Origin of the sequence: Pseudomonas sp. BLCC-B112 (genome assembly GCF_028550695.1) — a bacterium.
GTDB classification, from domain to species: Bacteria; Pseudomonadota; Gammaproteobacteria; order Pseudomonadales; family Pseudomonadaceae; genus Aquipseudomonas; species Aquipseudomonas danubii.
Genome location: NZ_JAQQGK010000007.1, coordinates 185,047 through 206,692 on the forward strand (window position 1 = coordinate 185,047; position 21,646 = coordinate 206,692).

The 21,646-nt window shown below is 61.5% G+C and carries 19 protein-coding genes; 14 read left to right on the forward strand and 5 right to left on the reverse strand.

All coding sequences use genetic code 11. From position 1 onward, the window contains the following. Window positions 1-25 precede the first annotated feature (25 nt). Window positions 26-1,678 (reverse strand): acyl-CoA dehydrogenase family protein, encoded by a 1,653-nt coding sequence (locus tag PQT43_RS20070; RefSeq protein WP_272754479.1) that lies wholly within the window; start codon window positions 1,676-1,678, stop codon window positions 26-28. A 74-nt stretch (window positions 1,679-1,752) separates the two neighbouring features. After that, complete coding sequence (locus PQT43_RS20075; RefSeq protein WP_272754480.1) at window positions 1,753-4,119, reverse strand: hybrid sensor histidine kinase/response regulator; 2,367 nt, start codon at window positions 4,117-4,119, stop codon at window positions 1,753-1,755. Window positions 4,120-4,410: 291 nt separating this feature from the next. Here PQT43_RS20075 and PQT43_RS20080 point away from each other — a divergent pair, with 291 nt between their 5' ends. From PQT43_RS20080 to PQT43_RS20095, 4 genes are all read left to right on the forward strand, one after another. After that, window positions 4,411-5,208 carry a hydroxymethylpyrimidine/phosphomethylpyrimidine kinase gene (locus PQT43_RS20080; RefSeq protein ID WP_042941299.1) on the forward strand — a complete coding sequence of 266 codons (798 nt, stop codon included), beginning with the start codon at window positions 4,411-4,413 and terminating at the stop codon, window positions 5,206-5,208. 18 nt (window positions 5,209-5,226) lie between these two features. Continuing rightward, window positions 5,227-5,850: a thiamine phosphate synthase gene (gene thiE / locus PQT43_RS20085; RefSeq protein WP_102882323.1), complete on the forward strand. Its 624-nt coding sequence runs from the start codon at window positions 5,227-5,229 to the stop codon at window positions 5,848-5,850. 18 nt (window positions 5,851-5,868) lie between these two features. After that, the gene (gene hemL / locus PQT43_RS20090) at window positions 5,869-7,152 is read left to right on the forward strand and encodes a glutamate-1-semialdehyde 2,1-aminomutase (protein ID WP_102865364.1); all 1,284 of its coding nucleotides are present in this window, start codon (window positions 5,869-5,871) and stop codon (window positions 7,150-7,152) included. A 221-nt stretch (window positions 7,153-7,373) separates the two neighbouring features. After that, window positions 7,374-7,928, forward strand: coding sequence for a tetratricopeptide repeat protein (locus PQT43_RS20095; RefSeq protein ID WP_102865363.1), 555 nt, complete (start codon window positions 7,374-7,376; stop codon window positions 7,926-7,928). A 47-nt stretch (window positions 7,929-7,975) separates the two neighbouring features. Here PQT43_RS20095 and PQT43_RS20100 read toward each other — a convergent pair whose 3' ends face one another. Beyond that, on the reverse strand, window positions 7,976-8,302 hold the full coding sequence (locus PQT43_RS20100) for a DUF1820 family protein (RefSeq protein WP_007927079.1): 327 nt from the start codon (window positions 8,300-8,302) through the stop codon (window positions 7,976-7,978). A 134-nt stretch (window positions 8,303-8,436) separates the two neighbouring features. Here PQT43_RS20100 and miaB point away from each other — a divergent pair, with 134 nt between their 5' ends. From miaB to lnt, 5 genes are all read left to right on the forward strand, one after another. Then, on the forward strand, window positions 8,437-9,765 hold the full coding sequence (miaB, locus tag PQT43_RS20105; RefSeq protein WP_162884095.1) for a tRNA (N6-isopentenyl adenosine(37)-C2)-methylthiotransferase MiaB: 1,329 nt from the start codon (window positions 8,437-8,439) through the stop codon (window positions 9,763-9,765). A gap of 199 nt (window positions 9,766-9,964) precedes the next feature. Further along, entirely contained in the window at window positions 9,965-10,984 is a 1,020-nt protein-coding gene (locus tag PQT43_RS20110) for a PhoH family protein (RefSeq protein WP_102865361.1), read from the forward strand. Further along, window positions 10,977-11,435, forward strand: a complete 459-nt coding sequence (gene ybeY, locus PQT43_RS20115; protein WP_102865360.1) for an rRNA maturation RNase YbeY — start codon at window positions 10,977-10,979, stop codon at window positions 11,433-11,435. The genes PQT43_RS20110 and ybeY overlap by 8 nt, the downstream gene beginning before the upstream one ends. Before the next feature lie 42 nt (window positions 11,436-11,477). Further along, window positions 11,478-12,317, forward strand: coding sequence for an HlyC/CorC family transporter (locus PQT43_RS20120; protein WP_011063653.1), 840 nt, complete (start codon window positions 11,478-11,480; stop codon window positions 12,315-12,317). A 190-nt stretch (window positions 12,318-12,507) separates the two neighbouring features. Next, window positions 12,508-14,031, forward strand: a complete 1,524-nt coding sequence (gene lnt / locus PQT43_RS20125) for an apolipoprotein N-acyltransferase (protein WP_272754529.1) — start codon at window positions 12,508-12,510, stop codon at window positions 14,029-14,031. Between the two features lie 45 nt (window positions 14,032-14,076). Here lnt and PQT43_RS20130 read toward each other — a convergent pair whose 3' ends face one another. Then, on the reverse strand, window positions 14,077-14,838 hold the full coding sequence (locus PQT43_RS20130) for a YdcF family protein (protein WP_272754482.1): 762 nt from the start codon (window positions 14,836-14,838) through the stop codon (window positions 14,077-14,079). Between the two features lie 123 nt (window positions 14,839-14,961). Then, the gene (locus PQT43_RS20135) at window positions 14,962-15,282 is read right to left on the reverse strand and encodes a hypothetical protein (protein WP_272754483.1); all 321 of its coding nucleotides are present in this window, start codon (window positions 15,280-15,282) and stop codon (window positions 14,962-14,964) included. Between the two features lie 260 nt (window positions 15,283-15,542). On the opposite strand from PQT43_RS20135, the gene leuS reads away from it, so the two are divergent. The 5 genes from leuS to PQT43_RS20160 all read left to right on the forward strand — a co-directional run bounded on the left by leuS (window position 15,543) and on the right by PQT43_RS20160 (window position 21,625). Next, on the forward strand, window positions 15,543-18,149 hold the full coding sequence (gene leuS, locus PQT43_RS20140; RefSeq protein WP_170002114.1) for a leucine--tRNA ligase: 2,607 nt from the start codon (window positions 15,543-15,545) through the stop codon (window positions 18,147-18,149). A gap of 89 nt (window positions 18,150-18,238) precedes the next feature. Next, window positions 18,239-18,844 (forward strand): LPS-assembly lipoprotein LptE, encoded by a 606-nt coding sequence (locus tag PQT43_RS20145; RefSeq protein WP_102865356.1) that lies wholly within the window; start codon window positions 18,239-18,241, stop codon window positions 18,842-18,844. A 39-nt stretch (window positions 18,845-18,883) separates the two neighbouring features. Further along, window positions 18,884-19,921: a DNA polymerase III subunit delta gene (holA, locus tag PQT43_RS20150; RefSeq protein ID WP_115581007.1), complete on the forward strand. Its 1,038-nt coding sequence runs from the start codon at window positions 18,884-18,886 to the stop codon at window positions 19,919-19,921. A gap of 156 nt (window positions 19,922-20,077) precedes the next feature. Beyond that, window positions 20,078-20,239, forward strand: a complete 162-nt coding sequence (gene arfA, locus PQT43_RS20155; protein ID WP_007927093.1) for an alternative ribosome rescue factor ArfA — start codon at window positions 20,078-20,080, stop codon at window positions 20,237-20,239. A gap of 63 nt (window positions 20,240-20,302) precedes the next feature. Then, window positions 20,303-21,625, forward strand: a complete 1,323-nt coding sequence (locus PQT43_RS20160) for a lytic murein transglycosylase (protein ID WP_267268965.1) — start codon at window positions 20,303-20,305, stop codon at window positions 21,623-21,625. The last annotated feature ends 21 nt before the right edge of the window (window positions 21,626-21,646 follow it).

The following is a 21,646-nucleotide window of genomic DNA, read 5'->3' on the forward strand; positions in this document are numbered from 1 at the left end:
TCGACAAGCCGGCTGCTACGAAAGGTCAGAAGCCTTGAGGCGTGGAGCGGGCAACAATGGCGGCTACGTCCAGCCCGCGGGGCAAGGTACCGTAGACCCGACCGCTCTGCCCTCCAAGACGACTGGCGATAAAGGCATCGCTGACCACCTCGTTACCGGCCTCCAGCAGCAGCTTGGCCTGCAGGCCCAAGGCAATGTCCTCGGTCAGTTGGCGGGCGCGGTACTGGATGTCGTCGGTGTCCCTGAAGCTGTCCTTGAGCGCCGCAATATGCGCCGCCAAACGCTGCTCGCCATGCCCGTCTCCCAGCTCGGCAAACAATACATCGAGTACCCCGGGCTCTTTCGACAAGGCCCGCAGCACATCCAGGCATTGCACGTTGCCTGAGCCTTCCCAGGTGGAGTTCACCGGCGCCTCGCGGTACAGCCGCGGCAGGATGCTGTCTTCGACATATCCGGCGCCTCCCATGCATTCGGCGGCCTCGTTGATCATGGCCGGGGCGCGCTTGCAGATCCAATACTTGCCCACTGCCGTCACTAGCCGAGAGAACTTCGCTTCCTGGGCATCGTCCTGATGATCCAGGGCTCGTCCCATGCGCATGCTCAAGGCCAGGGCCGCTTCGCTTTCCAAGGCCAGGTCGGCCAGCACGTTCTGCATCAGCGGTTGCTCACTGAGCACCCGCCCGCCGACGCGGCGATGGGCACAATGATGGCTGGCCTGGGTCAAGGCCTGGCGCATCAGCGAGCTGGAGCCGACCATGCAGTCAAAGCGAGTCATGGCGACCATTTCGATAATGGTGGGTACGCCGCGCCCCTCGTCACCGATCATCCAGGCCAGAGCGCCACGGAACTCCACTTCGCTGGAAGCATTGGAGAGGTTGCCCAGCTTGTTCTTCAAGCGCTGGATATAGAACTGGTTGCGGCTGTCATCCGGACGATGACGGGGCAGGAGGAAACAAGTCAGGCCCTTGTCGGTCTGGGCCAGGGTCAGAAAGGCATCGCACATCGGCGCCGAGCAGAACCACTTGTGCCCCACCAGTTCATAAGCCTGCCCCGGTCCCGGGGCTCCCACCGGATAGGCTCGGGTGGTATTGGCACGAACGTCGGTCCCGCCCTGCTTCTCGGTCATGGCCATGCCAATCGTCAGCCCGGTCTTGTGCTGCATGCCAACATTACGCGGGTCGTATTGAGTGGCGAGGATCTTCGGCAGCCACTGCTCGGCGATGTCCGGCTGCAGTTTCAGCGCCGGCACGCAGGCAAACGTCATGGTCAACGGGCAACCGCTGCCCGCCTCGGCCTGACTGTGCAGATAGGTCATGGCGGCGCGGGCTACATGAGCCCCCGCTTGTGGGTCGGTCCAGGGCAGTGAGGTCAGCCCGGCCTCGATGGCCGCCTGCATCAACTGGTGATACGCCGGATGAAACTCCACCAGGTCGATCCGGTGACCAAAGCGGTCGTGACTGGAAAAAACCGGTTTGTTCTGATTGGCCAGGAACCCCGCCTCCATCAGCGGACCACCCGCCAAGGCGCCATAGGCATCGACCCGGGATTCGGCCCAGCCGGCATCGAAGCGCCGCATCCACTGCTGCAACGGCAGGTCGATCCGATAGAGGTTGGCGCCATCCAGGGCGGGCGGCTGGTTGGTGACTTCGTGAGTTTCAGCGAACTGGTGGAGGTTCATTGCGGGACTCCTTCAGGGTGTGCCAAGACCCCAGTTAAGCACCCGCTCTACCCCGAACAAAGTGGCATATCAGCCTAAATATCGGCACTTTCGCCTTGCTCAACACAAAGTACCCGCTTCAACAACACCGCTTGCAGTGCCTCGAATTTCACCGGTTTGCCCAGGCAGTCGGCCCCTGCTGTCGCTGCACAACCTTCAGTACCAGGAGCGCAAGCCAGCAAGATGGGCAGGTGGGCGTATCCGGGCATTGCCTGGGCCTGAAGACGAAATGCCCCCAGTTGCGCTGCAGTGATCTGGCCATCGATCAGCACCGCGCTGACAAGTTCACGCCCCAGCAGTTGCAGCGCATCGGTGGGACTGCCGACGGTGCGAACTCGGTACCCCAGCTTGAGCAACATGCCCCGCACCACCAGTTGATCGACGTCGTTATCATCCATCAGCAGCACGGTACAGTCCTGGGGCGCACGCCGATGAAGGGCTGTCGGCGCCCGAGGAGTGGGTTCCTGGACATCGAACTCCACCAGCAAGCGGAAACAACTGCCCTGTCCAGGCGTGGACTCATGGGTCAACTGCCCGCCCAGCAAGTCCACCAATTGCCGGCAGATCGCCAGGCCGATGCCCAATCCGCCGTATTCACGCGTCATGGAACCGTCGAGCTGGAAGAAACGCTGGTACAGCGTCGCCTCGTCCAGATTGACAAAACCTATCCCGCTGTCGATCACCTCAAAGCTCAGGCTCACCCGCTCGGCCGAAACAGACCGGGTGACCACCCGCAACACCACGCCACCGGAATGGGTGAACTTGACGGCATTCTCCAGCAGGCACTCCAGGCAATGGCTGAGTTTGCAGCGATCGCCCTGCAAGCGGTCGGGCAGCCCGGCACTGAGGTCGACCTGAAAGGACAGGGACTTGGCCGCCGCGCTGGCGCCGAACTGGGTTTGCAGTGCGCTGAGCATCGAACGCAGGCTGAACGGCTGGCGCTGGGCGCTGAGCTTGCCGGCTTGCAGTTCGGTCAACGTGAGGATGCCGTTGACCATGCGCATCATGTCCCGTGCCGAGCCGGCGGCGGTCTGCTGGTACTGCTCCATCTCCGGGTCCAGTTCCAGGGTCTGCATCAGCTCAAGCGAGCCGATGACACCGTTCATCGGCGTACGCAACTCGTGGGTCAGGGTAGCCAGGAACTCATCCTTGAGACGGTTACTGTGAGCCAGTTGCTGGTTCAGCACTTCAAGCTTCTGCCCGGCCTCAAGCAGCGTCTGGGCTTGTTGCTCACGCATCGAGTTGATCCGGTCGGCCAGGGCCAGCGATAGCAGCGCCACCTCGATCGCCGAGCCGATCTGGCTGGCGTACATGGTCAGGAATACGTTCGGCAGGTAACCCAGCACCATCAAGGTGTTGATCACCCCACCGAACAGAAAGGCCGACCAGGCAATGATGAAATAACGCGCCACCCGCAATCCGCGACACCAGGCGACGATCCCCGCCACATAAATCACCACGGTAAACAGCAGCGCCAAGGTGGTTGCCAGGCGCAAGGCCAGGGCGTAGCTGGTCATCAGTGACAAGGCCATGACCACTGCGCCGAACGCCATCAGCGCCAGCAGCACCCGGTCAACCCAGGGACTGTGCCGGGAGGTCTGCAGGAAACTGCGGGCGAACTGACTGCCGAACAGCCCCGCGGCGCCGATGAAGAATGGCGTCGCCGCATTGGCCCACCACGGACTGTTGGGCCAGAAGTACTCCACTGCGGCACCGTTGACCGACAGTTGATAAAGACCGAACGAAGCGATGTAGACGATGTAGTAGAGGTAGCTGGTGTCACGCACGCTGAGATAGATGAACAGGTTGTACACCAGCATGCCCAGCAACACCCCGTAGATCAGCCCCAGCACGTAGAGCCGCACTGGCTGCGCCTCGAGGTAGGCCGTGTTGGACCAGAGGCTCAGCGGCGCCTGGATCGAACCTTCACTGGCCAGGCGCAAATAGACAGTCTTGTGCTCATGGGGGGAGAAATTCAGGTTGAACAGGTAATTGTTCTGGCGAATCTGTCGGCTGTCGAATGGCAAGGCATCGCCGGTGCGCTCCGCCAGACGAAAGCCACCGGCTTCATCGGGGACGTACAGATCCAGGTGATCCAGGGGCGGATAGGCCAGTTCCAGCAACCAGCTGCGCTGTGCCGTGGGATTGCCGGGGCGGTATTGAAGGTCGATCTTCAGCCAGAAGGCCGAACGTGAGTAACCGGCATTGAGGGTATCTTTATCGTGGGGTTTGAAGTGCTCAGCCAAGGGCCCCGAACTGACATCGGCAATTGTTGCTTCGCTACCCGCGTCTTCGAATACTTGCATCACTCGGCCCAAAGGCAAGCGTTGAGTGAACTCGTCGAACTCGACGGCGCCAGCCAACATCGGCAAGCTCAACAGCAACATCAGCAAATAGCGCATTAAAGCCCCAGCGTGGCTTGTCCGGTGGTGTCAGGAAGTCCCCCATTTCCCTTGAGCAGACGCAAGACCGGCATGACCTGTTATTGGTTTGAATGCACTCTAGCATAGCCGTTGATGGCCAATGAACACCATTGAAAATTTTAGTCTAAAGGCTCTAGAACGGGCCTTTCAGCGCAATCCAGCGAGCTAGAGCTGTTGCATCGGTCAAGAAGATCGAACACGGCAAAGCGACAACTTCCATTGCGCACCAGGCGCCGCGAAAAAAAGCGTTTGGTGGTAAGCTCGCCGCCCATGAATATCTACAGCTCTCGCCCCGTTGTCCTCTGTCTCTCCGGCCACGACCCCAGTGGTGGCGCCGGCTTGCAGGCAGATATCGAAGCCCTGCTGGCTCAGGGTTGTCACGCAGCTCCGGCTGTCACCGCCCTGACCGTGCAAGACACGGTCAACGTCAGCGATTTCCGCGTTCTGGATCGCGAGTGGGTATTGGCCCAGGCCAATGCCGTGCTCAACGACTCCACTGTCGCCGCGGTCAAGCTGGGCATGCTGGGTTCCCTGGAGATGGTCGACACCGTGGTCGAACTGCTCCAGGCGCACCCGCACCTGCCCCTGGTGTGCGATCCGGTGCTGCGCGCCGGCGGCGGCGGCCGACTGGGCAAGGATGAAGTGGGCTACGCCATGCGCGAACGCCTCCTGCCCCTGGCCACCATTGCCACTCCCAACCTTCCCGAAGCCCGAATTCTTGCGGAACTGCCCGAAGGCAGCGCCGACCAATGCGCCGAAAAGCTCCTGCCGTTCGTCAAGCACCTGCTGATCACCGGCGGCCATGGCGATGAACACGAAGTGCACAATCGCCTGTACAGCCGTGACGGCCTGCGCGAGACCTACACCTGCCAGCGCCTGCCGGGCAGCTACCACGGCTCCGGCTGCACCCTGGCCAGTGCCCTGGCCGGACGTCTGGCCCAAGGCGAACATCTGGCCAGCGCCGTAAAGTCGGCCCTGGACTACACCTGGCGCACCCTGCGCGACGCCGAGCAACTGGGCCGCGGCCAGTTTGTCCCGCGCCGCTTGCCGTTGGATTTCTGCTCGTAATGTCATGAGGCCCGCTCAATGAAACTACGTGGTCTGTACGCCATCACCGACAGCCAGCTGTTGGCCGGCAAGTTCCTGAAGTACGTGGAGGCGGCGCTGGAAGGCGGCGTCACCCTGTTGCAGTACCGCGATAAGAGCGACGACCAGGCCCGCCGTCTGCGGGAAGCCGAAACCCTGCTGACCCTGTGCGAGCGCTACAAGACCCGCCTGATCATCAACGATGACGCCGAGCTGGCGGCACGCATCGGTGCCGGCGTGCATCTGGGCCAGAGCGACGGTCCCCTGACGCCGGCCCGGGCCCTGCTGGGGCGCCAGGCCATCATCGGTTCGACCTGCCACGACCAATTGCCACTGGCCGAGCAAGCCGCGAAGGAAGGCGCCAGCTATGTCGCCTTCGGCCGCTTTTTCAATTCCACCACCAAACCCGGCGCGCCCACGGCCAGCCTGGAGTTGCTGGATCAGGCCCGGGCCAGCCTGCATCTGCCGATCTGCGTGATTGGCGGCATCACCCTGGAAAATGCCGCCCCCCTGGTGAACCACGGCGCCGACCTGCTGGCGGTGGTTCACGGCCTGTTCGGCGCCGATAGCGCCGACGAAGTGACCCGTCGCGCCCGCGCCTTCAACGCCCTATTCAACAGCTGATTTTTTGAGAGCCCGATCATGTCCCGTTCCGAAACCCTGTTTGCCGACGCCCAGAAACACATCCCTGGTGGCGTCAACTCGCCGGTCCGCGCCTTCAAGAGCGTGGGCGGCACCCCGCTGTTCTTCAAGCACGCCGAAGGTGCCTACGTCACTGACGAAGACGACAAGCGCTATGTCGACTATGTCGGGTCCTGGGGCCCGATGATTCTCGGCCACAGTCACCCAGACGTGCTGGACGCGGTACGCAAGCAGCTGGAGCATGGCCTGTCCTACGGCGCCCCGACTGCCATGGAAACCGAAATGGCCGATCTGGTGTGCTCCATCGTTCCCTCCATGGAAATGGTGCGCATGGTCAGCTCCGGCACTGAAGCCACCATGAGCGCGATTCGCCTGGCCCGTGGCTTTACCGGCCGCGACAGCATCATCAAGTTCGAAGGCTGCTACCACGGACATTCCGACAGTCTGCTGGTCAAGGCCGGTTCCGGCGCCCTGACTCAAGGCGTACCCAGCTCTGCCGGTGTACCTGCAGCTTTCGCCAAACACACGCTGACCCTGCCCTTCAACGACATCGCTGCAGTGGAAAAAATGCTGGCGGAAGTGGGCCAGGAAGTGGCCTGCATCATCGTCGAGCCTGTGGCCGGCAACATGAACTGTGTGCCGCCGGCGCCGGGCTTCCTCGAGGGGCTGCGCACTCTTTGCGACCAACACGGCGTAGTGCTGATCTTCGACGAAGTGATGACCGGCTTTCGTGTCGCTTTAGGCGGCGCCCAGGCCCATTACGGCGTGACTCCAGACCTGTCCACCTTCGGCAAGATCATCGGCGGCGGCATGCCAGTGGGCTGCTTCGGCGGCAAACGCAAGATCATGGAACACATTGCGCCCCTGGGTCCGGTCTACCAGGCCGGCACCCTGTCCGGTAACCCGCTGGCCATGGCTGCCGGCCTGACCACCCTGCGCCTGATCAGCCGCCCGGGCTTCCACGCCGAACTGAGCGACTACACCAGCCGCCTGCTCGAAGGCTTGCAGCAACGCGCCGATGCCGCGGGCATTCCGTTCGTCACCACTCAGGCGGGCGGCATGTTCGGCCTGTACTTCAGTGGCGCCGACGATATCGTCACCTTTGACGATGTGATGGCCAGCGATGCCAACCTGTTCAAGCGCTTCTTCCACCTGATGCTGGAAGGCGGTGTATACCTGGCGCCAAGTGCCTTTGAGGCCGGTTTCACCTCGATCGCCCACGGCGAGACTGAGCTGCAACTGACCCTGGATGCCGCAGAGCGCGCATTTGCCGCCCTGAAATAAGCGCCATATGGCTGGCATGGTGATCAACCATGCCAGCTTCGTGCTTTACTCGAACTTTCCCTTGGCAAAGGGGGAAATACGCGGCAAACCAGCGGATATCGCGGCCACGCAGCAGAAAAACGAGTAAAGACTTTGTAAGGTTGGCCCTGCTTATTTCATAATGCGCGCTTATTGGACCCCCTCGCCGGGTCCGCGCGCCCCTCAGAGGTAAGTCGATTCCCATGAACCGCACCGGCCGCGCCCTGACATTGGGCTGCCTGTTGCTCCTTCAGCCCCTGCTCGCGCACGCACAAGCAGGCGGCAACTCGTTGTTGATCCCAGCGATGGGTCGCTGCACCCTCGATCCCCAGGCACAGGAACAGGCCGAGGCGCTAGCCGCGTGCCAGAAAGCCGCCGATGAAGGGGACGCACAGGCGCAATACGAGTTGGGTGAGTTCTACTACGAGGGTAAAGGCGCGCCGCAGGACCTCAATCAAGCCCTGAGCTATTTCGAAAAGGCCTCGTTGCAAGGCCATGCCCAGGCGCAGTTCAAGCTCGGCACCATGTTCTTCCACGGCGAAGGCGTGCCGGCCAACAACGTTCAAGCCTACATCGTGCTGAAGATGGCTGCGGTCAACGGTGCCGAAGACGCCCTGGACACCGCCGACGAAGTCGCCGAGCACATGCAGCGTGACGAACTGGAAGTTGCGACCCAAGTGCTGGGGCAGATCTTCCGTAAATACCTGATGGAACTGCAAAGCGCCGATGGGCGTTCGCCTTTCTCGCCCCTGCCGTAACACCTTCGCGTCACTCACCGGCAAACTGGCGCCTACGCAAACTAGGCTTACTTTTCGGGCATTGGCATGGGAAACGGCATGACGTTGCTTACGCCGCGGGCCTCGCTGATCTTCGGTGTGCCCAGGCGCTCCACTTCGTCGATGCGCACAATCGAATGCATCGGCACAAAACTGCGCACAACGCCCTCGAATTGAGCCTTGAGCTTTTCTTCGCTCGGATCGACGACCACTTGCGTGCGCTCGCCAAAGACGAACTCTTCCACTTCCAGAAAACCCCACAGATCACTTTGATAGATCTGCTTGGCGTACATTTCGAACACCTGGCCCTGGTTGAGAAAAATCACCTTATAGATTGGGGCTTCACGTTTGGTCATGGTGGGCGGGCAACACATCGGGGGATAAAAATAGGGCGCGAACTATAGCATAGCTACCCGATGCACAACGCTAGGAACCTGTAGGTATGGCCCCTATAATGCGCGGTTCTTTGAATCACGTGAGACCGAGGTCCATGGCCAAGAAGCTTTACATCGAAACCCACGGTTGCCAGATGAACGAGTACGACAGCTCGCGCATGGTGGACCTGCTGGGTGAACATCAGGCCCTGGAAGTCACCGCCCGCGCCGAAGACGCTGACGTCATCCTGCTCAACACCTGCTCCATTCGCGAGCGCGCCCAGGACCGGGTTTACTCGCAACTGGGTCGCTGGCGCGAGCTGAAGCTGGCCAACCCGGACATGGTGATCGCCGTCGGTGGCTGCGTGGCCAGTCAGGAAGGCGCGGCCATCCGTGATCGAGCGCCCTACGTGGACGTGGTCTTCGGCCCGCAGACGCTGCACCGCCTGCCGGAAATGATCGACGTCGCTCGCGCCACCAAACTGCCGCAAGTGGATGTCTCGTTCCCGGAAATCGAAAAGTTCGACCACCTGCCCGAGCCGCGCATCGACGGCCCCAGCGCCTATGTGTCGGTGATGGAAGGCTGCAGCAAGTACTGCACGTTCTGCGTAGTGCCTTACACCCGCGGCGAAGAAGTCAGCCGGCCATTTGACGACGTGATCGCCGAGATCATCCACCTGGCGGAGAACGGTGTGCGTGAAGTCACCTTGCTGGGCCAGAACGTCAACGGCTACCGGGGTCAGACCCACGACGGGCGCATGGCGGACCTGGCCGAGTTGATCCGCGTAGTGGCCGCTGTCGATGGTATCGAACGAATTCGCTACACCACCTCGCACCCTCTGGAGTTCTCCGACAGCCTGATCCAGGCTCATGCCGAAGTACCAGAGCTGGTGAAACACCTGCACCTGCCGGTGCAATCGGGCTCGGACCGCATTCTGGCGGCGATGAAACGCAACCACACAGCTTTGGAATACAAGTCCAAGCTGCGCAAGCTACGGGCGGCAGTCCCGGGAATCTGCATCAGCTCGGACTTTATCGTCGGTTTCCCCGGCGAGACGGAGAAAGACTTCCAGCAGACCATGAAGCTGATCGAGGACGTAGGCTTCGACTTCTCCTACTCCTTTATCTACAGCCAGCGCCCAGGTACCCCGGCTGCAGACCTCGCCGACGACACACCCGAAGCGCTGAAGAAGGAGCGCCTGAACGCACTGCAGCATCGCCTGAACCAGCAAGGATTCGAGATCAGCCGACAAATGGTCGGCTCGACCCAACGCATTCTGGTCACCGATTACTCCAAGAAAGACCCTGGCGAATTGCAGGGCCGTACCGAGAACAACCGAATCGTCAACTTCCGTTGCGACAATCCCACACTGATCGGCCAGTTCGCCGACGTGCACATCGATTCGGCTCAGCCCCATTCGCTACGCGGCTCGCTGTTATCGTAAGCACTGACTTGTGTAGGAGCGGGCTTGTGCAGGAGCGGGCTTGCCGGCGAAGAAACCTTCAAGAGCACCTTCGCCGGCAAGCCGACTCCTACAAAGAAAGCATCACCGGCCATTGCACCGCATAAGAGCTTTCGCACCCAGGCCGCTGGCGTTATCCTTGAATTCATCTTAATTGCCGTTGGGCGGCTAAAAAACGACCTTGAACGCACCCATAGAACCTCATCGTTTCATCCTCGAGCCCTTCGAGGCTCGCCGCTTCGCCAATCTGTGCGGGCAATTCGACGAGCATTTGCGCTTGATCGAACAGCGCCTGATGATCGAGATCCGCAACCGCGGCAATCAGTTCGAGCTGATTGGCGAACCCAAGCACACCACCTCCGCGGAAAATCTTCTGCGCCGTCTCTACCGGGAAACCAAGGGCACCGAGCTATCGCCGGACCTGGTACACCTGTTCCTCCAGGAATCCGCCGTGGAAGAGTTGGACAACCCATCGGTGGCCGATGCCGCCATAGCCCTGCGCACCAAGAAAGGCATGATTCGCCCTCGCGGCCTGAATCAGCAGCGCTATGTCAAAGAAATCCTCGGCAATGACATCAACTTCGGCATTGGCCCGGCCGGTACCGGCAAGACCTACCTCGCGGTGGCTTGCGCTGTAGATGCCCTGGAGCGCGAGCAAGTGCGGCGCATCCTGTTGGTGCGGCCAGCCGTGGAAGCGGGCGAGAAGCTCGGTTTCCTGCCCGGCGATCTGGCACAAAAAATCGACCCGTACCTGCGCCCGCTGTATGACGCGCTGTATGAAATGCTCGGTTTCGAACAAGTAGCCAAGCTGATCGAGCGCCAGGTCATCGAGATCGCGCCTCTGGCCTACATGCGCGGCCGGACCCTGAACAACAGCTTCATCATCCTCGACGAAAGCCAGAACACCACCGTGGAACAGATGAAAATGTTCCTCACCCGAATCGGTTTCGGCTCCACCGCAGTGATCACCGGCGACATCACCCAGGTCGACCTGCCCAAGGGCACCAAGTCGGGCCTGGCCCAAGTGATCAACGTGCTCAAGGATGTACCCGGCATCAGCTTCACTCACTTCATGCCCAAGGACGTGGTGCGCCATCCACTGGTGCAACGCATTGTCGAAGCCTATGAACGCTTCGAGCTGCGAGCCGAGGACGAGGCCGCCAAGGCTTCAGCCGACAGAGGCAACCGCCGCGATGCTTGAGCTTGACCTGCAACGCGCCAGCCAGCAGCCGGCCCCCAGCGATGAAGAGTTCCGCCAGTGGTGCGAGCTGGCTCTGCGCCAGCGCACCGCCGATTCGGAACTGACCATCCGCCTGGTGGATGAAGACGAAGGCCGTGAGCTGAATCACACCTGGCGTCACAAAGATTACGCAACCAATGTGCTGTCTTTTCCTGCCGACGTGCCGGATGAACTGCTGGATATCCCCTTGCTGGGGGACCTGGTGATCTGCATTGCGGTGGTCGAACGCGAGGCCGCCGAACAAGGCAAGGAACTTAAGGCCCACTGGGCCCATCTGGTCATTCACGGCTGCTTGCATCTGTTGGGTTACGACCATATAGATGATGACGAAGCCGAAGAAATGGAAGCACTGGAACGAACGTTGCTTGCTGAGCTGGGTCACCCCGACCCGTATGCAGACGACGAAAGCTGATCAACAACCACCTGTAACAACCAAGGATTCAGAGCAATCGCTATGAGCGAAGATCGATCGAGCAACGGGCAAAAGTCATGGCTGGGCAAACTGACCCAGGCTTTTGCCCATGAGCCGAAAAACCGCCAGGAGCTGCTGGAGCTGCTGCGCGAAGCCCATCAGAACAAATTGCTGGACAGCGAAGCGCTGGCCATCGTCGAAGGCGCCATCCAGGTAGCTGACCTGCAAGTCCGGGACATCATGGTTCCGCGCTCGCAGATGATCAGCATCAAGGCGACCCAGACACCCCGGGAGTTCCTGCCTGCAGTCATCGATTCGGCGCACTCGCGCTACCCGGTGATCGGCGAAAGCCATGACGACGTGATGGGCGTCCTGCTGGCCAAGGACCTGCTGCCGCTGATCCTCAAGGAGAACGGCGACAGCTTCAACATCAAGGACCTGCTGCGCCCGGCGACCTTCGTCCCCGAGTCCAAGCGCCTGAATGTGCTGCTGCGCGAGTTCCGCGCCAACCACAACCACATGGCCATCGTCATCGACGAGTACGGCGGCGTGGCAGGCCTGGTGACCATCGAAGACGTGCTGGAACAGATCGTCGGCGACATCGAGGACGAGCATGACGTCGAGGAAGACAGCTACATCAAACCGCTTCCCAGCGGCGACTTCCTGATCAAGGCGCTGACGCCGATCGAGAACTTCAACGAGTTTTTCGACAGCGACTTCTCCGATGACGAGTTCGATACCGTGGGCGGCCTGGTGATGAGTGCTTTCGGCCACTTGCCAAAACGCAACGAAATCACTGAAATCGGCGCCTATCGCTTCCGCGTGCTCAACGCCGACAGTCGGCGGATTCATCTGCTGCGCCTGACCCCTATCTCCCGCTAGGGACAAGGGGCATCAGCCCTCCCCCGCACAGAATCATCGTCCCCAGGCCAACGACCTGGCCTGGGGACGACAGATCTCGGGGGCGGACTGTCAAACAGCGCTGCAGGATTCGCCGCTCATCTGAATCCACCCACCCCATCTCCTCGTGCCCCGCCCGGCGCGAAACAGGAAAGAGCTGATGAAACGCCTCTTGCAGCGCTCAACCCGACCCGGCTGGCCCGGCAACCTGCTGGCCGTTGCAGCCGGCGCCATTACCACCCTGGCCTTGGCGCCCTATGACATCTGGCCGCTGGCGCTGCTGGCGGTAGGACTGTTCTATGCCGGTCTGCGGGAGCTCACGCCCCGCCAGGCCCTGGGCCGTGGCTGGTGCTTCGGCTTCGGCCTGTTCGGCGCCGGTACCAGTTGGATCTACGTCAGCATCCACACCTACGGCGGCGCGTCGGCTTTGCTCGCCGGTGTGCTGATGCTGGCCTTCATCGCCGCCATTGCCTGGTTCTTTGCCCTGCCCGCCTGGCTCTGGGCCCGCTGGCTGCGGCGCAACGAAGCACCGCTGGCGGATGCTCTGGCTTTCGCTGCCCTGTGGCTGGGGCAGGAAGCGTTTCGCGGCTGGTTCCTTACCGGCTTCCCCTGGCTCTACTCCGGCTACAGCCAGCTCGACGGCCCCCTGGCCGGACTCGCGCCTGTGGGCGGCATCTGGCTGATTTCCTTCTCCCTGGCGTTGACAGCTGCATTGCTCTACAACCTGCCGCGCCTGATCAAGGCCGGACGCAAGGGGTTTATCGCCGCCGGCCTGTTGCTGCTGGCTGCGCCCTGGGCAGTTGGCCTGGCACTCAGAGGTCACGCCTGGACCAGCCCTTCGGGTGATCCGCTTTCGGTCGCCGCCATTCAGGGCAATATCGAACAAAGCATGAAATGGGACCCGGCCGAGCTCAATGCCCAACTGACTCTGTACCGCGACATGAGTTTCAGCAGCAAGCGGGTAGACCTGCTGGTCTGGCCGGAAACCGCGGTTCCGGTGCTCAAGGAGTCCGCCGAGGGCTACCTGACGATGATGGGCAACTTTGCCGCCGACCGTCATTCCGCACTGATTACCGGCGTTCCGGTGCGCCAGCTGGTGCACCATGAAAAACGCTACTTCAACGGCATCACCGTGACCGGCGAAGGCGATGGCACCTACCTGAAACAAAAACTGGTGCCCTTTGGCGAGTATGTGCCCCTACAGGAGCTGCTGCGTGGCCTGATCGACTTCTTCAACCTGCCAATGTCGGATTTTGCCCGCGGCCCGGCCGACCAGCCGTTACTGCAAGCCAAGGGGTATCAGATTGCGCCGTTCATCTGTTACGAAGTGGTCTACCCTGAGTTCGCCGCCGGTCTTTCGGCCCGCAGCGACCTGCTGCTGACCATCAGCAACGACACTTGGTTCGGCACCTCCATCGGCCCTCTTCAGCATTTGCAGATGGCGCAGATGCGCGCCCTGGAAGCCGGACGCTGGATGATCCGCGCCACCAACAACGGGGTCACCGGGCTGATTGATCCATTCGGCAAGATCACCGTGCAGATTCCACAGTTCGAACGGGGCATTCTCTATGGCGAAGTGGTGCCCATGCATAACCTGACACCGTACTTGCAGTGGCGCTCATGGCCACTGGCAGTGCTCTGCGCCCTGCTGTTTGGCTGGGCCTTGTTGGCCAGCCGCATCGCCAAAACCGTTTAGAAGCCTTCGCCCGCAAGCCGGCTCCGACTGGAGTCGGCCCTGTGATCAGCGATAAAAGAGGCGATAACCTAACTGGCCCACCGCCTCGTTCAGCAACTGGCCGCTCTGCCAGATCGACTTGAACTCCGGCATCCAGCCTCCCAACGGCCGGGCGTTGTCCACGCCCAGAAAACCTACCGGTGCTGGCACCACAACAAACCCTGCGCGCTCAAAACTCCAGACCGAACGTGGCATGTGCCAGGCCTGGGTCACGACCACCACGCGCTTGATACCCAGTGGCTGCAAGACTTCGGCGCTGAACTGGGCGTTTTCCCAGGTGGTGCGGCTACGACCTTCCTGCCAGCGCACGCTCACGCCAAAGTCATTGAGCAGCGATTCGGCCATCAGCGCAGCTTCGGTGGGCGGCGTACCGTAATGCAGGCCGCCGCTGGTCAATAGGGGTAGCCCGGAAGCCTTGGCCAGCCGCGCGGCATAACGCTCGCGCTCCAACCCCACGCCCGTGGGCTGATCAGAACCCCAAGCCGGATCACCCCGCTCACGGCCGGAACCCAGGACCACGATCGCGTCCGCCTGCTCTGCCAGGCTGGCCCATTGGCTCTGTGGCAAGGGCGGCACCCGTTCAAGCCCACGGGCACCCCACTCCACCATTACCGGCAGACTCATCAACCAGAAGCCGCCCAACCCCAGGACAAAGCACCATCGCGCCAGCCGAGGCCTGGACCGACGCAGACTCCAGGCCAGTAGAAGCAACAGCAAGAGAATGCCGGGCGGCAGCAGTAACTGTTTGATGAAATAACGAAAAGGCATCGAGCATCTCCAAAAGATGCTCGAAGCCTAAAGGGGATACCCATGCGGCAACAACCGCTGCCAGGCACTTTCGCTTTCGAGGTCCTCGGCAACGACCTCTCAACCCAATGAAGGGCTCGGGACCTACTTGAACTGCTGGGACCGGACGCTTACCGAATCCCTGAGGGGCGCCTGATCCTTCAACCAAATGACCTTGGCCGAACGGGGCCTTTCCTGGTGTTGCGGACAGCCCGATACATTGACCTGCATTTCATGCTGACTGCGGGCCAGGTAGGCCCTGATCAACTCGAACTCAGCAGGGCTCAACCCCCGCAGCTCCAACTCGACCGGCCGTTCATTGCGCAGTCGATCCGCAGTTCTTGCCGCATCCAGGGCCAGAGCCAGTCGATTCAGCAGCCTTTCATACACCTCCGGTTCTGTTACTTTTCGCTGCGACTCAAGCATCCGTTCACCTCATCGAAGATAAGAATCACTCCCCTTTTTGAGCTTAGTCGGACAGCTGGAAGCGACGCGCCGCCGCGACCAACGGCCCGCGCGAGCAATCAGGGTTTCCCTCGGCAGAGTGCGGTCATGTATGCTACGGCGCTTCCTGTAACTCCACTTCCAGCTCCACCGGGCCCTGAAAAACGCCGTATTTGGCGCCATCACTACCCGAGGTTGCGTTGAAGAGGATTAGGCCACCCCTATTCAGTACAAAAGTAGCCATGCACGAACACTATCAGCCCCGTGAAATCGAAGCCGCCGCCCAGTCGTTCTGGGATGAGCAAAAGTCCTTTGAAGTCAGAGAACAGCCAGGCAAGGAAACTTACTACTGCCTATCGATGTTCCCTTACCCCAGCGGCAAGCTACACATGGGGCACGTGCGCAACTACACCATCGGCGACGTGATTTCCCGCTACCAGCGCATGCAAGGCAAGAACGTCCTGCAACCCATGGGTTGGGACGCCTTCGGCATGCCGGCGGAAAACGCTGCGATGAAGAATAACGTCGCACCGGCCAAGTGGACCTACGAAAACATCGCCTACATGAAGACCCAACTGCGCAGCCTGGGCCTGGCGGTGGACTGGTCTCGTGAGGTCACCACCTGCAAGCCGGACTACTACCGCTGGGAACAGTGGCTGTTCACCCGCCTGTTCGAAAAAGGCGTGATCTACCGTAAGAATGGCACCGTGAACTGGGACCCGGTCGACCAGACCGTCCTGGCCAACGAACAGGTGATCGATGGCCGCGGCTGGCGCTCCGGCGCGCTGATCGAGAAGCGCGAAATCCCGATGTACTACTTCAAGATCACCGCCTACGCGGATGAGCTTCTGGAGAGTCTCGACGAGCTGCCGGGCTGGCCCGAGCAGGTCAAGACCATGCAACGCAACTGGATCGGCAAGTCCCGTGGCATGGAAGTGCAGTTCCCCTATGACCAGGCATCGATCGGCGAAACCGGCACCCTGAAAGTCTTTACCACCCGTCCCGACACCCTGATGGGCGCGACTTACGTCGCCGTCGCGGCCGAACACCCGCTGGCCACCCTGGCCGCACAGAACAACCCCGAGCTGCAGGCGTTCATTGCCGAATGCAAAGGCGGCAGCGTTGCCGAAGCCGACATGGCGACCCAGGAGAAAAAAGGCCTGCCGACCTCGCTGTTCGTCGAGCACCCACTGACTGGCGAGAAGCTTCCGGTCTGGGTCGCCAACTACGTGCTGATGCACTATGGCGATGGCGCAGTAATGGCAGTGCCGGCCCACGATGAGCGCGACTTCGAATTCGCCAGCAAGTACGGCCTGCCGATCAAGGCCGTGGTGCGCACCAGCGCCGGCGATGAGACGCCTGCCCCTTGGCAGGACGCTTACGGCGAGCACGGCGAACTGATCAACTCCGGCGAATTCAACGGCCTGGACTTCCCCGGCGCGTTCGATGCCATCGAAGTGGCCCTGCTGAAGAAGAACCTCGGCCAATCGCGTACCCAGTTCCGCCTGCGGGACTGGGGCATCAGCCGCCAGCGTTACTGGGGCTGCCCGATCCCGATCATCCACTGCGACAGCTGCGGCGATGTGCCGGTGCCGGAAGACCAATTGCCGGTCGTGTTGCCGGAAGATGTGGTGCCGGACGGCGCCGGTTCGCCCCTGGCACGCATGCCTGAGTTCTACGAGTGCAGTTGCCCGAAATGCGGCGCACCGGCCAAGCGTGAAACCGACACCATGGACACCTTCGTCGAATCGTCGTGGTACTACGCCCGCTACGCCTCGCCGCACTATGAAGGCGGCCTGGTGGAAAAATCGGCAGCCGACCATTGGCTGCCGGTGGACCAGTACATCGGCGGTATCGAACACGCCATCCTGCACCTGCTCTACGCGCGCTTCTTCCACAAGCTGATGCGTGACGAAGGCCTGGTGAGCTCCAACGAGCCATTCAAGAACCTGCTGACCCAAGGCATGGTGATCGCCGAGACCTACTACCGTCGTGAAGCCAACGGTGCCTACACCTGGTTCAACCCGGCGGACGTCGAACTCGAACGCGACAGCAAGGCCAAGGTCATCAGCGCCAAGCTGATCGCGGACGGCCTGCCGGTGGAAATCGGCGGCACCGAGAAGATGGCCAAGTCGAAGAACAACGGCGTCGACCCACAGTCGATGATTGACCAGTTCGGCGCAGACACCTGCCGCCTGTTCATGATGTTCGCCTCGCCACCTGACATGAGTGCCGAATGGTCGGACTCCGGCGTTGAAGGCTCGCACCGTTTCCTCAAGCGCGTCTGGCGCCTGGCTCAAGCACATGTCACCCAGGGCCTGCCGGGCACACTGGACATCGCCAGCCTGAACGACGAGCAGAAAGCCATTCGCCGCTCGATCCACCAAGCCATCAAGCAGGCCAGCCACGACGTGGGCCAGAACCACAAGTTCAACACCGCAATCGCCCAGGTGATGACGCTGATGAATGTGTTGGAAAAAGCCCCGCAAGGTACCGAGCAGGATCGCGCACTGGTTCAGGAAGGTCTGGAAACCGTAACCTTGCTGCTGGCGCCGATCACCCCGCACATCAGCCACGAACTGTGGAATCGCCTGGGTCACGCCGACCCGGTGATCGACGCAGGCTGGCCGGTATTGGACGAAAGCGCCCTGGTTCAGGACAACCTGCAACTGGTCATCCAGGTCAACGGCAAGCTGCGCGGCCAGATCGAAATGCCGGCCAGCGCCAGCCGTGAAGAAGTCGAAGCCGCGGCGCGCAGCAACGAGAACGTGCTGCGCTTCACCGAAGGCCTGACCATCCGCAAGGTCATCGTGGTGCCTGGCAAACTGGTCAACATCGTCGCCAGCTAATTGGATCAGGCGCCCGGTCCGGTACCGGGTGCCGAACAAAACCTTCAGGGCCACAAGGTTGGCCCATATGGTTTCAAGGGGAGCAATACATGATCAAACGTAACCTGCTGGTGATGGGCCTGGCTGTTCTGCTGAGCGCCTGTGGCTTCCAGTTGCGCGGCACGGGAACCCAGGAGCTGACCATCAAGGAGCTCGACCTGAGTGCTCGGGACGCCTACGGCACCACCGTGAAAATGCTCCAGCAGCAACTGGAAAACAGTGGCGTACGGGTCCATGCCGGCGCGCCCTACAAGCTGGTGCTGCTGAATGAGGAAAACTCCCAGCGCACGCTCAGCTACACCGGCGGTGGCAGCTCGGCCGAATACGAGATCAGCACAACCCTCAGGTACGAGATCCTGACTCACGACAACCTGCACCTGCTCAACGACAAGCTGGAAGTGCAGAAAGTCTTCCTGCACGACGGCAACAACATCACTGGTTCGGATCAGGAATCGTCGGAAACCCGCAAGGAAATGCGTCGCGACCTGATCCAGCGCATGCTGATCCGTCTGCAACTGCTGACCCCGGAACAGCTTGCTCAGTTGCAGGCGACCGCCGAGGCCAAAGCCAAGGCAGAAGCCGAGGCCCTGGAAGCCGCACGCAAGGCTGAGGCGGAAACTCCGCAACAGTCTCCCTTGGAACTGCCGAACCAGTAAGCCTTGCGGGGCGCTCAGGCGCCCCTCTGGCCCCCGCCTATGAAACTCGCCCCCGCCCAACTCGGCAAACACCTGCAAGGCACACTAGCGCCGGTCTACGTGATCAGCGGCGACGATCCCCTGCTGTGCCAGGAAGCCGCCGACGCCATTCGCTCTGCCGTGCGCCAGCAGGGATTCGACGAGCGCCAGGTCTTCAGCGCCGATGCCAGCTTCGACTGGGGCACCCTGCTGCAAGCAGGGGCCAGCATGTCGCTGTTCGCAGAAAAGCGCCTGCTGGAGTTGCGCCTGCCTTCGGGCAAGCCTGGGGACAAGGGTGCAGCAGCACTGATCGAATACTGTTCGCGTCCGGCCGAAGACACGGTGCTGTTGATCAGCCTGCCCAAGCTCGACGGCAGCGCACAGAAGACCAAGTGGGGCAAGGCCCTGGTCGAAGGTGCCCAGACTCAGTTCGTGCAGATCTGGCCGGTGGACGCCAACCAGCTTCCACAGTGGATTCGCCAGCGCCTGTCACAGGCCGGCCTGTCCGCCAGCCAGGACGCCGTCGAGCTGATCGCCGCCCGGGTAGAAGGCAACCTGCTGGCGGCCGCACAGGAAATCGAAAAGCTCAAGCTGATGGCCGAAGGTGGGCAGATCACCGTCGAAACGGTACAGGCCGCCGTGGCCGATAGTGCTCGCTTCGACGTGTTTGGGCTGGTGGATGCGATTCTCAACGGCGAGGCCGCCCATGCCTTGCGCATGCTTGAAGGGCTGAGGGGCGAAGGCGTCGAACCGCCGGTCATTCTCTGGGCCCTGTCCCGGGAACTGCGACTGCTGGCCAACCTGGCACTGCAATTCAGCCAGGGCGTGCCACTGGACAAGGTGTTCAGTCAGGCTCGCCCTCCCGTCTGGGACAAGCGCAAACCCCTGATGAGCAAAGCCTTGCAGCGCTATTCGGCGCAACGTTGGGGTCAATTGCTACTGGATGCCCAGCGCATCGATGCCCAGATCAAGGGCCAAGCCAGTGGTTCGCCCTGGAGCAGCCTGAGCCGCCTGTCGCTGCTGATGGCCGGCCAACGCCTGGCCCTGCCTGCCGAATAATCGCGCTACTTATCTTTTGCTTGCACTAGGGTCTGTTCTCGTTTGGCCCAGCAACGCGGCTCGTCACCAAACGGGAACAGACCCTAGACAGCAACGCCACTCTGGCCGATGATTCGCACCGCAACACTTCTCATCCTGAAACAGCGAGCACTCACCATGAGCAAGCCATCCAAGCATGGCCCCAACAAGGCCAAATCCATCATCGCCCAGCCACTGTTCCGCAGCCGTCAGGAACGCCCGGCCAAGGGCAAAGGCAGCTACCGCCGCGAAGCCTTCCAGTCTAAAAGCTGGGAGGCTTCTTACTTTCTGGCCGCCTAAAGCCCTGAACCCCGTTGGCATGATAAGGTCTGCACCTGATTGTTATTCTCTCTGGACCCGTGCATGCCCTTTTGTCTTTCTCGTCGTTGGCACATGCGCCAACTGATCGCTGCCTCCAGCCTTGTTCTACTCGTCGCCTGCGCGGAGAAACCCACTGCCGCCGACGCCCAGCCGCTACCCAACCTCCAGGCAGCCCCCCTTGCCGCACCTGCCACCGTCGCACCACTGGCCGTCGACAATCTGGACATCCAGCCCACTCAGACCTTCGATGAATGGATGAACGCGTTCCGCGCCGAAGCCTTGGGCGCCGGGATTCGCGCCGATGTATTCGACCGCGCCTTCGCCGGGGTCACCCCGGATATGAGCGTGATCAAGGCCGATCGCAGCCAACCGGAATTCACCCGCCCCGTCTGGGAATACCTGGATGGCGCGCTGTCCCCGGTACGGGTACGCAAGGGCAAGGCACTGCTGGTCCAGTACAGCGACATCCTGCAACGGATCGAACAGCGCTATGGCGTTGATCGCCAGACCTTGGTGGCCGTTTGGGGCATGGAGAGCAATTTCGGTGACTTCCAGGGCAACAAGTCGGTGATTCGCTCCCTGGCAACCCTGGCATATGAAGGACGGCGCCCGGCCTTTGCCAACAGCCAGCTGATTGCCGCCTTGCAGATCATTCAACACGGCGATATCCAGCCAGAGAAGATGCTGGGTTCCTGGGCCGGGGCCATGGGCCAGACCCAATTCATTCCAACCACCTACAACACCCACGCTGTGGACTTCGACGGCGATGGTCGTCGCGATATCTGGAACAGCCCGGCCGACGCCCTGGCCTCCACCGCCCACTATCTGCAAAGCTCAGGATGGCAAAAGGGCCAGCCCTGGGGTGTTGAAGTCCAGCTCAACAGCGGCTTCGACTATGCCCTGGCCGATGCTTCCACCCGCAAGACCGTGGCCGAGTGGATGCGCCTGGGGATGACAACCGCCAATGGCAAGGCGCTGCCTTACGGATCAGAGCAATTGTCCGCCTCCTTGCTGCTGCCTGCGGGTTATCGGGGGCCGGCGTTCCTGATCCTGGATAACTTCCGAGCGGTGCTCAGGTACAACAACTCATCGTCCTACGCCCTGGCAGTCAACCTGCTGTCCGAACGCTTCGGCGGCGCCGGCCTGATCAGTGGCGACTGGCCCAAGGACGACCTGCCTCTGAGCCGCTCCGAGCGCATCGAATTGCAGACCCTGCTCAACGCCAACCAGTATGACGCCGGCAACCCCGACGGCATCATCGGAGCCAACACCCGCAAAGCCATTCGTAGCGCCCAGCAAGCATTGGGTTGGCCCGCAGACGGCTACCCTACTCACAAGTTGCTGGACAGCCTGCGCAACCGCTAAGCCCGGAGCTGGCGAAGGGTT

Coding starts and splice junctions, on each gene's coding strand:
- PQT43_RS20070 (WP_272754479.1), bottom strand. CDS start 1,678: ATGAACCTCCACCAGTTCGCTGAAACTCACGAAGTCACCAACCAGCCG.
- PQT43_RS20075 (WP_272754480.1), bottom strand. CDS start 4,119: ATGCGCTATTTGCTGATGTTGCTGTTGAGCTTGCCGATGTTGGCTGGC.
- PQT43_RS20080 (WP_042941299.1), top strand. CDS start 4,411: ATGAATATCTACAGCTCTCGCCCCGTTGTCCTCTGTCTCTCCGGCCAC.
- thiE (WP_102882323.1), top strand. CDS start 5,227: ATGAAACTACGTGGTCTGTACGCCATCACCGACAGCCAGCTGTTGGCC.
- hemL (WP_102865364.1), top strand. CDS start 5,869: ATGTCCCGTTCCGAAACCCTGTTTGCCGACGCCCAGAAACACATCCCT.
- PQT43_RS20095 (WP_102865363.1), top strand. CDS start 7,374: ATGAACCGCACCGGCCGCGCCCTGACATTGGGCTGCCTGTTGCTCCTT.
- PQT43_RS20100 (WP_007927079.1), bottom strand. CDS start 8,302: ATGACCAAACGTGAAGCCCCAATCTATAAGGTGATTTTTCTCAACCAG.
- miaB (WP_162884095.1), top strand. CDS start 8,437: ATGGCCAAGAAGCTTTACATCGAAACCCACGGTTGCCAGATGAACGAG.
- ybeY (WP_102865360.1), top strand. CDS start 10,977: ATGCTTGAGCTTGACCTGCAACGCGCCAGCCAGCAGCCGGCCCCCAGC.
- PQT43_RS20120 (WP_011063653.1), top strand. CDS start 11,478: ATGAGCGAAGATCGATCGAGCAACGGGCAAAAGTCATGGCTGGGCAAA.
- PQT43_RS20130 (WP_272754482.1), bottom strand. CDS start 14,838: ATGCCTTTTCGTTATTTCATCAAACAGTTACTGCTGCCGCCCGGCATT.
- PQT43_RS20135 (WP_272754483.1), bottom strand. CDS start 15,282: ATGCTTGAGTCGCAGCGAAAAGTAACAGAACCGGAGGTGTATGAAAGG.
- leuS (WP_170002114.1), top strand. CDS start 15,543: ATGCACGAACACTATCAGCCCCGTGAAATCGAAGCCGCCGCCCAGTCG.
- PQT43_RS20145 (WP_102865356.1), top strand. CDS start 18,239: ATGATCAAACGTAACCTGCTGGTGATGGGCCTGGCTGTTCTGCTGAGC.
- holA (WP_115581007.1), top strand. CDS start 18,884: ATGAAACTCGCCCCCGCCCAACTCGGCAAACACCTGCAAGGCACACTA.
- arfA (WP_007927093.1), top strand. CDS start 20,078: ATGAGCAAGCCATCCAAGCATGGCCCCAACAAGGCCAAATCCATCATC.
- PQT43_RS20160 (WP_267268965.1), top strand. CDS start 20,303: ATGCCCTTTTGTCTTTCTCGTCGTTGGCACATGCGCCAACTGATCGCT.